This is a genomic window from Brucella tritici, from assembly GCF_008932285.1.
In the GTDB taxonomy this organism is placed as follows: domain Bacteria; phylum Pseudomonadota; class Alphaproteobacteria; order Rhizobiales; family Rhizobiaceae; genus Brucella; species Brucella tritici.
The window spans coordinates 51,706-65,800 of the sequence record NZ_WBVY01000004.1; the positions used below are offsets into that span (position 1 = coordinate 51,706).

The window sequence follows — 14,095 nt, forward strand, 5'->3', positions numbered from 1 at the left end:
ACGGATTCGTGGAACCGCTCTATCTCTCTGTTTTCACGCATTATCCTACGCAAAACCGCTTCGCACTTTTGCTGGAAATGCTCTAAGGGAATTTGTTACGTGGGATCGCTGCTACTCAAATCGGTACACAAGCGCTATGGCGCCCAGGACGTTCTGCAGGATATCAATCTTGAAGTGCAGGACGGCGAGTTCATCATCTTCGTCGGACCTTCCGGTTGCGGCAAGTCAACGCTGCTGCGTTCCATTGCCGGTCTGGAAGACGTCTCTTCCGGTCAGGTACTCATCAATGGCGAGGATGTAACCGTCACGCCGCCTTCCAAGCGCGGCATCGCAATGGTGTTTCAGTCCTATGCGCTTTATCCGCACCTGACGGTCAAGGACAATATGGGGCTTGGCCTCAAGCAGGCAGGTACGCCGAAGGCCGAAATTGAAACGCGCGTTTCCAAGGCTTCGGCAATGCTGGCACTGGATCCTTATCTGGGTCGCCGTCCGGCTGAAATGTCGGGTGGCCAGCGTCAGCGCGTCGCCATCGGTCGTGCACTGGTACGCGAACCGGAACTGTTCCTGTTCGATGAACCGCTGTCCAACCTCGACGCTGCGCTTCGCGTTCAGACCCGGCTCGAAATCGCCAAGCTGCACCGCGAGCTCAAGGCGACGATGATCTATGTCACGCACGATCAGGTCGAGGCGATGACGCTTGCAGATCGTATCGTTGTCCTCAATGCCGGTCGCATCGAGCAAATCGGCTCGCCGATGGAACTCTATAACAGGCCGGACAATCTCTTTGTCGCGAGCTTTATCGGCTCGCCGCAGATGATTTTCGTGGACAGCACTCGTGTTGGTGCCACTGGAGCGAAGACTGTCGGCATCCGCCCGGAGCACATTTCCGTCAGCCGCGAGAACGGCAAGTGGAAAGGCAAGGTCATCCACGCCGAACATCTCGGCGCCGATACGATCCTCTACGTCGAAACAGAAGCTGCCGGCCTGATAACGGTGCGGCTCTTCGGCGAACACCACTACAATGAAGATGATGTGATCTTCATTACGCCGGATGAGGGCAAGGTGCATCGGTTCGATGCGAACGGCAAAGCGATCCGCTGAACCAGCCATTTCGCAGCTTCCTGCAAGACTCTATCCAAAAGCCGTACCCCAGGGGGCGGCTTTTCTTTTTGGAGAATCGGCATCGTCCGATGGACGCAATTCACACCGAAACCTATGGACAAAACGCCTCATGCTGAATTTGTGAGAAACGAAAACAGTGTTCAAAACAGCCGAAAGAGTACCAATAGGTACTGACGTTTCCGTCAATCAAAAGCAATATTATTGCGGTATATGACAGCAAAACATTCCACTTAAAATCCCATTTAAATCACGGAAATAAGCTTGTTTCGTGCGATGCATCTCTGTTCCTTTCAATGCAGGAGCGAACCGGTTTCACAAAAGAGCGCTGAAGCAGTCGAAAAATAATCTTGCTTTATTTTTGAACCCGTTCCACCCTGAAAACGGATGGAGCCGAAGGAGGAAATCGGCGCCATGTCGCATGGGAGGAACAAGATCGGCAGATGTGAGCAACAGCGCCGGCAATAGGGTTTCCGAAACGCACGGAACCAATCCAATATTCTCCCGTTCGACATTCTGTAAGTTCCCGAGGCCAGTTTCGAGGGTTACCCGCATGAGCGATGATGTCGTACTATCCCTGCATGTTCCCGAGCCGGAGTGGCGGCCTGGTGATGCACCGGATTTCTCCCATGTCAAAATTCCGCGTGCGGGAAGCATTCGCAGACCGGAAATTGATGAAAAACCGGAAGCGATGCGCGATCTGGCTTTCAGCATCATCCGCGTTTTGAACCGCGAAGGCGAGGCGGTTGGTCCCTGGGCGGGCACCTTGACCGACGATGAGCTGAAGGACGGGCTTCGCCACATGATGATCCTGCGGGCTTATGATGCCCGCATGATGATGGCTCAGCGTCAGGGCAAGACCTCGTTCTATATGCAGCATCTGGGCGAAGAAGCGGTGAGCTGCGCTTTCCGCAAGGCACTGCGCAAGGGCGACATGAATTTCCCGACCTATCGTCAGGCCGGTCTGCTCATTGCCGACGACTATCCGCTCGTCACGATGATGAACCAGATTTTCTCCAACGAGCAGGACCCGTTGAAAGGGCGCCAGCTTCCGGTGATGTACTCATCGCAGGAACATGGCTTCTTCACCATTTCGGGCAACCTCGCAACGCAATATACGCAGGCCGTCGGCTGGGCCATGGCGTCGGCCATCAGCCATGATACGAAGATCGCTGCCGCATGGATCGGCGATGGCTCGACCGCAGAAAGCGATTTCCACGCAGCTTTGGTCTTTGCTTCGACCTACAAAGCCCCGGTGGTGATGAATATCGTCAACAATCAGTGGGCTATTTCCACCTTTCAGGGCATTGCGCGCGGCGGCTCCGGCACTTTCGCAGCTCGTGGGCACGGTTTCGGCATTCCTGCCCTGCGTGTCGATGGCAACGACTATCTGGCCGTTCATGCGGTTGCCAAATGGGCTGTGGAACGCGCCCGGCGTAATCTCGGGCCGACCATCATCGAATATGTGACCTATCGCGCTGGCGGGCATTCTACCTCGGATGACCCTTCCGCCTATCGCCCCAAAGCCGAAAGCGATGCGTGGCCGCTCGGCGATCCGATCCTGCGGCTCAAGAACCATCTTATCAAGCGCGGCGTCTGGTCGGATGAGCGCCACAAGCAGGCCGAAGCCGAAGTAATGGACCTGGTGGTTGCTGCACAGCGCGAAGCGGAAGCTATTGGTACGCTGCATGATGGTCGCAAGCCGTCAATGCGTGACATGTTTGAGGATGTCTATGCTGAAACGCCGCCGCATCTTATCCGCCAGCGTCAGGAAGCGGGGTTCTGATCTATGACGAAAATGACCATGATCGAGGCGATCCAGAACGCCCACGATATCGCCATGGAACGCGACAAGAAGGTCGTCGTGTTTGGTGAGGATGTCGGATATTTTGGCGGTGTTTTCCGCTGTACGGCCGGCCTCCAAAAGAAATACGGCAAAGAACGCTGCTTCGACGCGCCGATCAGCGAATTGGGCATTGTCGGCACCGCCATCGGCATGGCCGCTTACGGCCTTCGCCCCTGTATCGAAGTGCAGTTCGCGGACTATGTCTATCCGGCCTATGACCAGATCGTTTCGGAAGCGGCACGCCTGCGTTATCGCTCTGCGGGCGAGTTCACCTGTCCTATCGTGATCCGCATGCCATCCGGCGGCGGTATCTATGGTGGCCAGACGCACAGCCAGAGCCCCGAAGCGCTTTTCACCCATGTGTCGGGCCTGAAGACGGTCATGCCGTCCACGCCTGCCGATGCCAAGGGGTTGCTGTTGGCGGCCATCGAAGACCCTGACCCCGTTATCATGTTCGAGCCGAAGCGCCTTTATAACGGTCCTTTCGACGGGCATCACGACCGTCCGGTGACGTCCTGGAAGAAGCACGATCTCGGGGATGTGCCGGAAGGCTACTATACCGTGCCGCTCGGCAAGGCTGCCATTCGCCGCGAGGGCAGCGACGTGACGGTGCTTGCCTATGGCACCATGGTTCATGTGGCGCTTGCAGCCGCCGAAGAAACCGGCGTCGATGCGGAGATTATCGATCTTCGCACACTGCTTCCGCTCGATACGGACACAATCATGGCGTCTGTGAAGAAGACCGGGCGCTGCGTTATCGTGCACGAAGCGACGCTGACCTGCGGTTATGGTGCAGAACTTGCCGCACTCGTGCAGCGCGATTGCTTCTATCATCTGGAAGCGCCTATCCTCCGCGTTACCGGCTGGGATACGCCTTATCCGCATGCGCAGGAATGGGCCTATTTCCCCGGTCCGGACCGGGTGGGCCGCGCGCTAACATCCATCATGGAAGCCTGAGGGGGAGGGAAGAATGGCACATTTTACAATCAAGCTCCCCGATGTTGGTGAAGGCGTTGCCGAAGCTGAACTTGTCGAATGGCATGTGAAGGTCGGCGATGTCGTGCGCGAGGATGATCTTCTCGCTGCCGTCATGACCGACAAGGCAACGGTGGAAATTCCATCATCACGCGGCGGCAAGGTCATCGCCATCAATGGCAAAGTCGGCGAGAAGATCGCGGTGGGCTCCGAACTCGTCCGTCTGGAGATCGAGGGCGGTGCGACGGAAGAAAAGCCTGCCGAAAAAGCCGAGAAAAATCCGGCTCCAGCGGCTGTGGAAACGGTCAAACCGCAACCAGCACCAGCTCCTGAAACACCGGTTCTGTTGCAGACGCCGGTTCCTCCGAAGCCCGCTGCGCCGAAGCGTGAGAGTGCTGGCCGACCATTCACCGGCGCTGGCCCAGTACGCGGTGAGGGCGAAAAGCCGCTGGCAACGCCATCCGTCAGACTGCGTGCCCGCGATGCAGGCGTCGACCTGCGTCGTGTTCGCGGTACGGGACCGGCGGGACGTATCACACATGAAGACCTCGACCTCTTTTTCCAGCAGGAAACGGGCGCAGCGCCGTCTCTGTCCGGTTACGCAGCCGATAGTTCGGTCAACGAGATCAAGGTTATCGGCCTCCGCCGCAAGATTGCCGAACGCATGGCCGAGGCGAAACGCCATATTCCGCATATCACCATCGTTGAGGAAGTTGACGTCAGCCAGATTGAGGAGCTGCGCGCCAAGCTCAATCACGAGCAGAAAGAGGGGCGTCCGCGCCTCACGCTGTTGCCGTTTATCATCCGCGCGATCGTGAAAGCCGTGAAGGAGCAGCCCGGTCTCAATGCGCATTTCGATGACGAGGCCGACATCATCCGCCAGTTCGGCGGTGTGCATATCGGCATCGCCACGCAGACGTCGAACGGCCTGATTGTGCCGGTGGTGCGCCATGCGGAAAGCATGAACCTATTCGCGGCGGCTTCCGAATTGTCGCGTGTTACTGATGCGGCGCGTAACGGTACGGCGAAGCGGGAAGAACTGACCGGTTCCACCATCACCATCACATCGCTTGGACCGCTTGGCGCAATCGCCACGACACCAATCATCAACCGCCCGGAAGTTGCAATCGTCGGCATCAACAAGATGGCCGTTCGTCCGATGTGGGACGGCGCGCAGTTCGTGCCGCGCAAGATGATGAACCTGTCATGCAGTTTCGACCATCGCGTTATCGACGGCTGGGACGCTGCTGTCTTCGTGCAGAAGCTGAAAAGCCTTCTGGAGACGCCCGCGATGATTTTTGTAGAAGGCTGATCGAATGAGCGAGATTTCCTGCAAACTCCTGATCATCGGAGGCGGTCCCGGCGGCTATGTATGCGGCATCCGGGCAGGCCAGCTTGGCATCGATACAGTGCTGGTGGAAAAGACACGACTGGGTGGCACCTGCCTCAATGTGGGCTGCATCCCATCCAAGGCGCTGATCCATGCCGCCGATGAATTCCACCGGCTTTCTGTCTTCGCGTCAAAGGGCGCGCTCGGTATTTCGGCAGAAAATCCGGCCATCGATTTTGCCAGAACGCTTGAATGGAAAGACGGCATCGTGAGCCGTCTGAATGGCGGCGTGGCAGGCCTCCTGAAACGGTCGCGCGTGCGCATGTTCCATGGACAGGCTCGCTTTCTCGACGGGAAGACCGTTCTCGTCGAAACCGATACAGGCCGCCAGACGATCCACGCAGAAAACATCGTGATCGCAACCGGTTCGGTCCCGGTGGAAATTCAGGCGCTGCCATTTGGCGGAAAAGTCATTTCGTCCACTGAAGCACTGTCGCTGGAAAAAATCCCGGAAAAGCTCGCCATTGTCGGTGGCGGCTATATCGGGCTGGAAATCGGCACGGCCTTTGCCAAGCTTGGTGCGAAGGTTACTGTGGTGGAAGCGACGGACCGCATCCTGCCGCAATATGATGCCGAACTGACGCGTCCGGTCATGGCACGCCTGAAGGCGCTCGGTGTCGACGTCCTGACCAGCACTTCAGCCAAGGGACTATCAAAGGATGAGACGGGGCTGGAAGTTCTCACCGCCGATGGAACCACGAAAACCATCGAGGCTGACAAGATACTCGTCACCGTGGGCCGCAAACCACAAACCGATGGCTGGGGTCTCAGTGAAATCCGCCTCGATATGGACGGACGTTTCATCCGTATCGACGAGCGCTGCCGCACCTCCATGCGCGGTGTCTATGCTATCGGCGACGTGACCGGTGAGCCCATGCTTGCGCATCGTGCCATGGCACAGGGCGAGATGGTGGCGGAAATCATCGCTGGCGGCAATCAACTCTGGGACAAACGCTGCATCCCCGCCGTCTGCTTCACCGATCCGGAAATCGTCACTGTCGGGCAGTCGCCGGATGAAGCCCGCAAGGCCGGTCATGAAATTCAGGTCGGTATTTTCCCGTTTCAGGCCAATGGCCGGGCAATGACCATCGAACGCGAAGACGGCATGATCCGCGTCGTTGCACGTGCGGATAATCACCTCATCCTCGGTATTCAGGCTGTTGGCGTCGGCATAGCCGAGCTTTCGTCATCCTTCGCGCAGGCAGTGGAGATGGGCGCAAGACTGGAAGATATCGCCGCTACGATCCATGCGCATCCGACATTGAGCGAAGGATTTGCAGAGGCGAGCATGAAAGCTTTCGGCCACGCACTACATATCTAGCTCTTTGACCTACGCTCGTGTCGCCAGAGAAAAATGGCGGCACCTGCAATCATGGCAGCAAGCGCAAACCATGTAATTGCATAGGAAAGATGGCTGTTACGGAATTTCACGACCGTCAGCCCGCCAATGGGAAGCGCCCCTGCGCTGGCAGTTGCATCGGCATCGATGAAATAGGGCGCAACCGGCCCCAGATTTTCCTTCTGCGCAAAGGCTGCGACATCGCGCGAATTCCAGTCATTGCGCGCCGGATCGTTCGGGCGCAGAAAGAACCCGTCAGGTTCCGGCATACGCAACAGGCCGGTCACAGTCGTTTCACCGGCAATTTGCGTTTCCTGCCGCGATGACGGATCGCGCTTGTCGTTTGGAACCAGGCCACGATTGATGAAAGTCAGCGCGCCGTCGGGCGAACGCATCGGCGTCAGGACCCAATAGCCCGCGCCTCGTTCGGTCAGCGCGTGAACCAGCACTTCCTTGTCGTTCAGATAGGTGCCGGTCAGCATGACATGACGATACTCGTCATCCTTCTGGTTGACATTGGCCCAATCGTCCGGACCCGGCGCCGCAATTGGCTCGGCATGAACACGCGCATCAACCCTTGCGATGAGATCGAGCTTCCATTGCAGGCGCTCGACCTGCCAGATGCCCAGCCCCATGAAAACGATGAAGAAGATGACCCCCAGCACCGACATCAAACCAAGGAAGAACCGGGAAGAGGTTTTCTGGACCGTTTGTTCATTTTCGGGGGAGGGCATCATCTTGTCCTTCAATCACGGCAGCCAACAGAGCCTGATGCAGAAAGTGGCCTTCTATAACAAAAATTCAATGCCAAGAAAGGGTTGGACCACAAAAGAACGTGATCATCGAACTTGTCAGTCGCAGGCCAGATTTTACATACTGGCGCAAAGAGAATCGTACCATTTCTGAGAAGTAGCTGGATATGACGGATTGCATCGTTCTGGGTGCCGGTATGGTGGGTGTCGGCGCGGCGCTCGCCCTGCAGGAAAGGGGCTGGTCCGTTCTTCTCGTCGACCGAAGCGGTCCGGGAACCGAAACGAGTTATGGCAATGCCGGGATAATCCAGACAGAAGCCGTAAGCCCCTATGCCTTGCCACGCGCCCCGTCAGAACTGTTGAAGGCCGCCTTCGGCGCCAACAATCAGGTTGTTTGGCGGCTTCGCGATATGCCGGGGCAGATTGGTGCCCTGTCGCGCTACTGGCACAATTCGGAAGCAGGGCGTCACCGCACAGCTTCGCAGTTCTATGCGCGTATGATCCGGCGCGCTGCCGACGATCATGCTCCTTTGATTGAGGCTTCAGGAGCTGAGACCCTGATAAGGCGGACCGGACTGCGTGAGCTGCATCGTTCCGCCCGGTCGTTTGATATTTCCGCGCGTGATGCGGAGCGGAAAAAACAGGAGTTCGGCGTTGCGAGCATCATAGAGGACAGTAAGGCTGTCCGCACTGCTGAACCGTCGTTGAAGACAGATCCGGCCGGGGCCATCCACTGGACCGATCCCTGGTCCTGTTCCGATCCGGGCGCTCTCGTCCAGTCCTATGCTGGCCTGTTCGTAAAGCGCGGCGGAATCTTTCTGCACGGCGATGCGCGTAGTTTGCGGCAGGATGGTTCCGGCTGGCAGGTTGACACAACCGAAGGACCACATCGCGCACGCCACGTCGTTCTTGCACTGGGCCCATGGAGTCCGGAAGTCCTCCGCGGTTTCGGCTATAAAATTCCACTTGTTATCAAGCGTGGATACCATCAACATTTTTCGGGCACCGGGCCGAAGGTTCCAATCGTTGACGTAAACAATTCAACAGTCGTAACGCCGATGGATGCAGGCTTGCGCATCCTGACCGGGGCCGAACTGACACCTTTGAACAGCGTGGCTCGCCATCAGCAGCTTAACAGGTCTATCAAGGCCATAGGCGAGCTTTTCGACATTGGCGCACCTACGGAAAACACGCCATGGTTCGGCAGTCGCCCCTGTATGCCCCGTATGCTGCCCGTCGTTGCGGAGGCTCCGCGACACAAGGGTTTGTGGCTGAATTTCGGGCACGGTCATCAAGGGTTTACACTTGGGCCGACGACAGGGCGAATTCTGGCGGAACGCATGAATGGCGAGGCAAGGGATACCGAGCTTTATCGCGCACTCGATCTTTCGTACTAAAGCGTTGTGCATCCCTACGGATGCACAACGAACGCTTCAGGTAGTATCATGTTAGATAAAATTACAGCGCCTGCCGCATTCGTGATGAATGCGTGGCGCTGAGCAAAATTTTATTATATCGCTTCGTTCTCAGGCAAGTTTATGAATTCTGCGTCTGCGGTGCGAATAGCCACCCTTCGACAGGCGCAATACGTTGCAAACCTGTGTCTTGTCTTCCGAGGGCTTTGGCATCTGCTCATGAATGCGCAGCAAAATCTGCTGCGTAACTGTGCGATCCTTTTCGTTAGTCGCAGGACCGATAATTATGCTTTTCATCGATCATTCTCCCTATCTTCTTGGCGCGTGACAGCTTTCGAGGCTGTCTCGACCGATTATCAAGAATGTACGAATGAACTAAGTATTAACTAAATTTTACATCTTGACAAGCGCATTGCTGCAACAGTTTCTAACCCCTTGGCAACGCGCAGCAAAAGGCCGGATCGCGTGTGCAATCCGGCCTTTTTCTAACCTTGATCTGGCGGTGATCAGTCGCGATTGCCTGTCAGGATTTCGCGCTTGCCGACATGATTGGCGGGGCCGACCAGACCATCCTTTTCCATACGCTCCACGAGCGAGGCTGCGCGGTTATAACCGATACCGAGACGACGCTGGATGTAAGACGTAGAGCACTTCTTGTCGCGCATCACGACCTTGATGGCCTGTTCATACACGTCGTCGCTATCTTCCGAACCCATCGAGGTTGCATCGAAAACCGCCGCTTCCTGGGTTGCGTCTTCGTCTTCCTCGTCTTCCGTGACGGTCGCCAGATAATCCGGGCGTCCCTGTTCCTTCAGGTGGTTGACCACCTTTTCCACTTCCTCGTCGGAAACGAACGGGCCATGGACACGGACGATGCGTCCGCCGCCTGCCATATGCAGCATGTCGCCCTGACCGAGAAGCTGCTCGGCACCCATTTCACCGAGGATGGTGCGGCTGTCGATCTTCGAGGTAACCTGGAACGAAATGCGGGTCGGGAAGTTGGCCTTGATCGTGCCGGTAATGACATCGACCGATGGGCGCTGTGTGGCCATAATGAGGTGGATACCGGCGGCGCGGGCCATCTGGGCAAGACGCTGGACTGCGCCTTCGATGTCCTTGCCTGCAACCATCATCAGGTCGGCCATCTCGTCAATGATGACCACGATGTAAGGCATCGGCGTCAGGTCGAGTTCTTCCTGAATATAGGTCGCTTCACCTGTTTCCTTGTCGAAGCCGGACTGCACCGTGCACATCACGGTTTCGCCCTTGCCCTTGGCCGAGGCGGCGCGGGCATTGAAGCCTTCGATGTTGCGGACGCCGAGACGGGCCATCTTGCGATAGCGTTCTTCCATCTCGCGCACAGCCCATTTCAGGGCGACGACAGCCTTCTTCGGATCGGTAACAACCGGGGTCAAAAGGTGCGGAATGCCGTCATAGATGGACAGTTCCAGCATCTTCGGATCGACCATGATCAGGCGGCATTCTTCCGGCTTGAAACGGTAGAGCAGCGAGAGGATCATCGTGTTGATTGCAACCGACTTGCCCGAGCCTGTGGTGCCTGCCACCAGAAGGTGGGGCATCTTGGCCAGTTCTGCAATGATCGGCTCACCACCGATACCCTTGCCGAGGCAAAGCGGCAGACGGTAATTCGATGCCTCGAAAGTGCGGCTATCGATCATTTCACGCAGGTAGACCGTTTCGCGATTGGCATTCGGCAGTTCGATGCCGATGACATTGCGGCCCGGAACTACAGCCACGCGGGCGGACAGCGCCGACATGGAGCGGGCGATGTCGTCGGCGAGGCCGATGACACGCGAGGATTTTACGCCAGGCGCCGGTTCAAATTCATAGAGCGTAACGACGGGGCCGGGGCGGACATGGATGATCTCGCCGCGCACGCCAAAATCCTCCAGTACGCTTTCGAGAAGCCCGGCGCTGCGTTCCAGCATTTCCTGCGTGATGACATTTCCGTCCTGTTCGGGCGGCATCTGCAAGAGATCGCGCGGCGGGAATTCATAGCTGCCGTGGATAACCGGTGCCTCCGCGCGGGGGAGGGGCTGCGGCTGATACAATGCAATCGAAGGCGCCGCCTTGACCGGGGCAGGCTTTTCGATGACCGGCTCTGGAGCTGCCACTTCCTCGATGACATGCTCTTCGGCTTCCGCAACGGTGAGCACGACTTCATCTTCAGTAGCTTCCCCGACAACTTCGGGTACGATTTCTGGCACAACCGCAATCGGCTGCGGCGCAGGCGTTTCGACCTCAACGGCTGCAACAGGTTCCGGTGTAATGACTGCCATTGGCGCAACCGGCGCCTCTGCGACCGGCTGAACCGGGGCTACAGCAACCGGCTCCGGCTGCTTGTTCCATTCGCGAATGCGAAACTGTGCCAGAATGGATTCAACGGTGGGCAATGGCTTGCGCGGTTCTGCCGGAACAGCAGAAACGAGAGGCTCCGCAGGCACAAGTGCCGTATCGATGCCGCAACCTTCCCAGAAAGCAAAATCGGAAAGATAGGTAAATGCTGATGGCTGAGCCGGATTTGCAGTCTCAATCACGACCGGAGTGGCCTCCAGAACGGGCTCTACCGGAGCGGCGACGACTGCAACAGGAACTGCGGGCATTGCTGGCGGCACCGGTGCCACTGGCGAACGCACCATGCTCTGCGACACGGTCTTCTGGAGCTCGGCTACAGCCATTGGCTGCGCTTCTGCAACCTTCTCCACACTGATCGCAGGGGCAGCCCCGGCCGCGCTTGCCTGAGTGCGCTCGTTAATGTTCGGGAGCTCCTCGCCGCGACGACGCAGAAGCTCGACTTCCGGTGTGCGGGTAAAGCGAACATTCGCCCCGAGCGAAAAATGGATTTTCCAGGCATCGTCACTGGCCGGATTGTGACTTCCCGTCTGGCCGCGAGGCTGCTTCGGGTCCTGAGCGTTCTCTGCACGATTTCCTGTAGACTGGGGGAAATTTTCTCTCAAATTACGCATGATACCTGAACCATAGATACTGTCGCCTGAATGAGCCCAAGTAATAAAAAATGAAGGTTAACAACCCCCTTCCGAAACGACACGAAAGACAGAAATTTCTTGCAGGGCATATATCACCTTGCCAGGCATCCCGAAGGGGATATTACTATAGGTTGCATTCATAAATACAATAATATCAATCTATTAAATAGGTTTCTTATATTAATTTAAGCACATCGAAACAATCAAGGATAGTTTTCTGCGCCTGTTAATTCTGCAGCCGGGGGACATGTCCGGCGACAGAAAGGACTCACGTCCGAGACTCAGAGGTCAGTCTCGTGCGAGCGCCACGACCGGGTCGAGTCTGGAGGCGTTGCGGGCCGGAATGAAGCCGAATCCGATGCCGATCAGGCTCGAGCAGACAAGTGCAACCACGATGGATGTCGGCGAATAAATGAGCTGGAACATCGAACTGAACTGCGCAAACAACAAACCGAATCCAGCAGCGATGAGAACGCCAAGCACGCCGCCGATCAGACAGACGAGAATCGCCTCGATGAGAAACTGCTGCAAGATATCGCTTTGCCGCGCCCCGATGGCCATGCGAACGCCGATCTCGTTGATTCTTTCCGAGACCGCGACCAGCATGATGTTCATCACCCCGATACCGCCGACGAAAAGCGATATGCCTGCAATGCTTGAGACGAGAAGCGCAAGTGTCGCGGTCGTGGCCTGAATGGTTTTCTGCAGGCTGTCGGTATTGAAGACGGAGAAGTCCTTCTCGCCATGCCGCTTGGTGAGGAATGCAGTAATCAGTTTTTCAGCTTCCGACGGATCCATTGTGTCGGCGACACGAACCACAATCATCTGCAATGAACGCGAGCCTGTCATACGCGTCTTCACAGTCGCATAGGGCAGATAAACTTCCAGTGTCTGTGCCGATCCCGGTCCTCGGTCTTCCGCCTTGACGACGCCGACAATACGAACCGGCACCTTATCCAGAAGGATAATCTTGCCGATGACGGAGCCGACCTCATGCGGGAAAAGCGTCGTCCTGGCCGTTTCATCGACCACGGCCACTTGCGCCAGATCGTCGACATTGCGCTGATCGAAGAAGCGTCCTTCGAGTAGCTTACTGTTACGAGTGGCAAAATATTCTGAACCGACGCCGTTTACCGATACACTGACTTCCTTGTCACCAACGCGAATGGTGGAACTGGTTGTGTCGGATGGCGTGGCCGCCACGACATAGGGCAATTTTGCAATCTCGTCGGCATCACTCAGGTTAAGTGTGGTGATCTGGGCTGCTTTGAGGTCGCCAAATCCCCTGCCGGGACTGATGTAGAGCGTATTGGTGCCAAGATCGCTGATCCGTTCCAGAATCTGCTGTTGTGACCCTTGCCCGAGCGCCACGACGCAAACGACCGAAGCCGTGCCGATAATGATGCCCAGCATCGTCAGAAAAGTGCGCAGCCGATGCGCATTCATCGAGCGAAGCGCCATTGCGAAAGCCTCGTTGAAGCGGTCGCGCATTGCGGCAAGCAGACCTGGTCTGGCGAGCGGCTGCTCAACCGGCACGGAAGTCGCTGGCCGCTCAGTCTCCCCATTTCTCGTATCAGAAATGATTTCGCCGTCGCGAATTTCGATGATGCGCTGCGCTCGCGCTGCAACCTGCCGGTCATGCGTAACGATAACGATAGTGCGCCCTTCGCGGTTCAGTTCCTGCAGGATACCGAGAACTTCCTCACCGCTATGGCTGTCGAGCGCGCCTGTTGGTTCGTCTGCCAGAATGACATCCGCATCATTGATGAGCGCACGGGCGATAGATACACGCTGCTGCTGGCCACCGGAGAGCTGGCTTGGCCGGTGATGGGTGCGGTCACCCATGCCGAGCCGCTGAAGTATCATTTCGGCCCTGTCGCGCCGTTCAGTTTTCTTCTGGCCTGCATAAATGGCTGGAATCTCAACATTGCCAACAGCGTCCAGCTCACCGAGCAGATGGTAGCGCTGAAAAATAAACCCGAAATGTTCGCGTCGCAGCTGTGCCAATTCGTCAGCTTCCAGCTCGGAAGTCGCACGACCGGAAATCAGATATTCGCCCTCCGACGGACGATCCAAACAGCCAAGAATATTCATCAGCGTGGATTTGCCCGAACCGGATGCGCCGATGATCGCTACCATCTCGCCGCGCTTGATGGTCAGGTTCACATGTTTAAGAACCGTCGTGAAGTCATCACCCGACGGATAATGTCGGGAGACGTCCTTGAGCGAGAGCAGCGGCGCTTCATTCATT

Annotated in this window: 9 protein-coding genes and 2 pseudogenes; 6 read left to right on the forward strand and 5 right to left on the reverse strand. The window is 57.0% G+C overall.

What is annotated here, in order from left to right:
- Positions 1-99 precede the first annotated feature (99 nt).
- From F9K94_RS14660 to lpdA, 5 genes are all read left to right on the forward strand, one after another.
- Complete coding sequence (locus F9K94_RS14660) at positions 100-1,101, forward strand: ABC transporter ATP-binding protein (RefSeq protein ID WP_151646499.1); 1,002 nt, start codon at positions 100-102, stop codon at positions 1,099-1,101.
- A gap of 571 nt (positions 1,102-1,672) precedes the next feature.
- Positions 1,673-2,905, forward strand: coding sequence for a 3-methyl-2-oxobutanoate dehydrogenase (2-methylpropanoyl-transferring) subunit alpha (locus F9K94_RS14665; RefSeq protein ID WP_151557787.1), 1,233 nt, complete (start codon positions 1,673-1,675; stop codon positions 2,903-2,905).
- Positions 2,906-2,908: 3 nt separating this feature from the next.
- Positions 2,909-3,922 carry an alpha-ketoacid dehydrogenase subunit beta gene (locus F9K94_RS14670; RefSeq protein ID WP_061345293.1) on the forward strand — a complete coding sequence of 338 codons (1,014 nt, stop codon included), beginning with the start codon at positions 2,909-2,911 and terminating at the stop codon, positions 3,920-3,922.
- 13 nt (positions 3,923-3,935) lie between these two features.
- Positions 3,936-5,252 (forward strand): dihydrolipoamide acetyltransferase family protein, encoded by a 1,317-nt coding sequence (locus tag F9K94_RS14675; RefSeq protein ID WP_151646501.1) that lies wholly within the window; start codon positions 3,936-3,938, stop codon positions 5,250-5,252.
- A 4-nt stretch (positions 5,253-5,256) separates the two neighbouring features.
- The gene (gene lpdA / locus F9K94_RS14680) at positions 5,257-6,651 is read left to right on the forward strand and encodes a dihydrolipoyl dehydrogenase (RefSeq protein ID WP_151646503.1); all 1,395 of its coding nucleotides are present in this window, start codon (positions 5,257-5,259) and stop codon (positions 6,649-6,651) included.
- Here lpdA and F9K94_RS14685 read toward each other — a convergent pair.
- Entirely contained in the window at positions 6,648-7,406 is a 759-nt protein-coding gene (locus F9K94_RS14685) for an SURF1 family protein (protein WP_151646505.1), read from the reverse strand. The two genes, lpdA and F9K94_RS14685, sit on opposite strands and share 4 nt — an antisense overlap.
- Before the next feature lie 182 nt (positions 7,407-7,588).
- Here F9K94_RS14685 and F9K94_RS14690 point away from each other — a divergent pair, with 182 nt between their 5' ends.
- Positions 7,589-8,818: an NAD(P)/FAD-dependent oxidoreductase gene (locus tag F9K94_RS14690; protein ID WP_151646507.1), complete on the forward strand. Its 1,230-nt coding sequence runs from the start codon at positions 7,589-7,591 to the stop codon at positions 8,816-8,818.
- A gap of 129 nt (positions 8,819-8,947) precedes the next feature.
- Here the strand turns inward: F9K94_RS14690 and F9K94_RS14695 are convergent, their stop codons facing one another.
- From F9K94_RS14695 to F9K94_RS14705, 4 genes and pseudogenes are all read right to left on the reverse strand, one after another.
- A complete protein-coding gene (locus F9K94_RS14695; protein ID WP_061345297.1) occupies positions 8,948-9,133 on the reverse strand; it encodes a hypothetical protein in 186 nt (61 codons plus the stop codon).
- Between the two features lie 209 nt (positions 9,134-9,342).
- Positions 9,343-11,361, reverse strand: a pseudogene (locus F9K94_RS14700) (DNA translocase FtsK); the annotation flags it as partial.
- 92 nt (positions 11,362-11,453) lie between these two features.
- Positions 11,454-11,823 (reverse strand): annotated as a pseudogene (locus tag F9K94_RS24945) (DNA translocase FtsK); the annotation flags it as partial.
- Between the two features lie 309 nt (positions 11,824-12,132).
- A complete protein-coding gene (locus F9K94_RS14705) occupies positions 12,133-14,094 on the reverse strand; it encodes a MacB family efflux pump subunit (RefSeq protein ID WP_151646511.1) in 1,962 nt (653 codons plus the stop codon).
- Between the last annotated feature and the right edge of the window lies 1 nt (position 14,095).

What these genes read in the sequence shown, in the direction of transcription:
- F9K94_RS14685 (WP_151646505.1), bottom strand. Translation starts at nt 7,406, where the DNA reads ATGATGCCCTCCCCCGAAAATGAACAAACGGTCCAGAAAACCTCTTCC.
- F9K94_RS14675 (WP_151646501.1), top strand. Translation starts at nt 3,936, where the DNA reads ATGGCACATTTTACAATCAAGCTCCCCGATGTTGGTGAAGGCGTTGCC.
- F9K94_RS14665 (WP_151557787.1), top strand. Translation starts at nt 1,673, where the DNA reads ATGAGCGATGATGTCGTACTATCCCTGCATGTTCCCGAGCCGGAGTGG.
- F9K94_RS14705 (WP_151646511.1), bottom strand. Translation starts at nt 14,094, where the DNA reads ATGAATGAAGCGCCGCTGCTCTCGCTCAAGGACGTCTCCCGACATTAT.
- lpdA (WP_151646503.1), top strand. Translation starts at nt 5,257, where the DNA reads ATGAGCGAGATTTCCTGCAAACTCCTGATCATCGGAGGCGGTCCCGGC.
- F9K94_RS14670 (WP_061345293.1), top strand. Translation starts at nt 2,909, where the DNA reads ATGACGAAAATGACCATGATCGAGGCGATCCAGAACGCCCACGATATC.
- F9K94_RS14695 (WP_061345297.1), bottom strand. Translation starts at nt 9,133, where the DNA reads ATGAAAAGCATAATTATCGGTCCTGCGACTAACGAAAAGGATCGCACA.
- F9K94_RS14690 (WP_151646507.1), top strand. Translation starts at nt 7,589, where the DNA reads ATGACGGATTGCATCGTTCTGGGTGCCGGTATGGTGGGTGTCGGCGCG.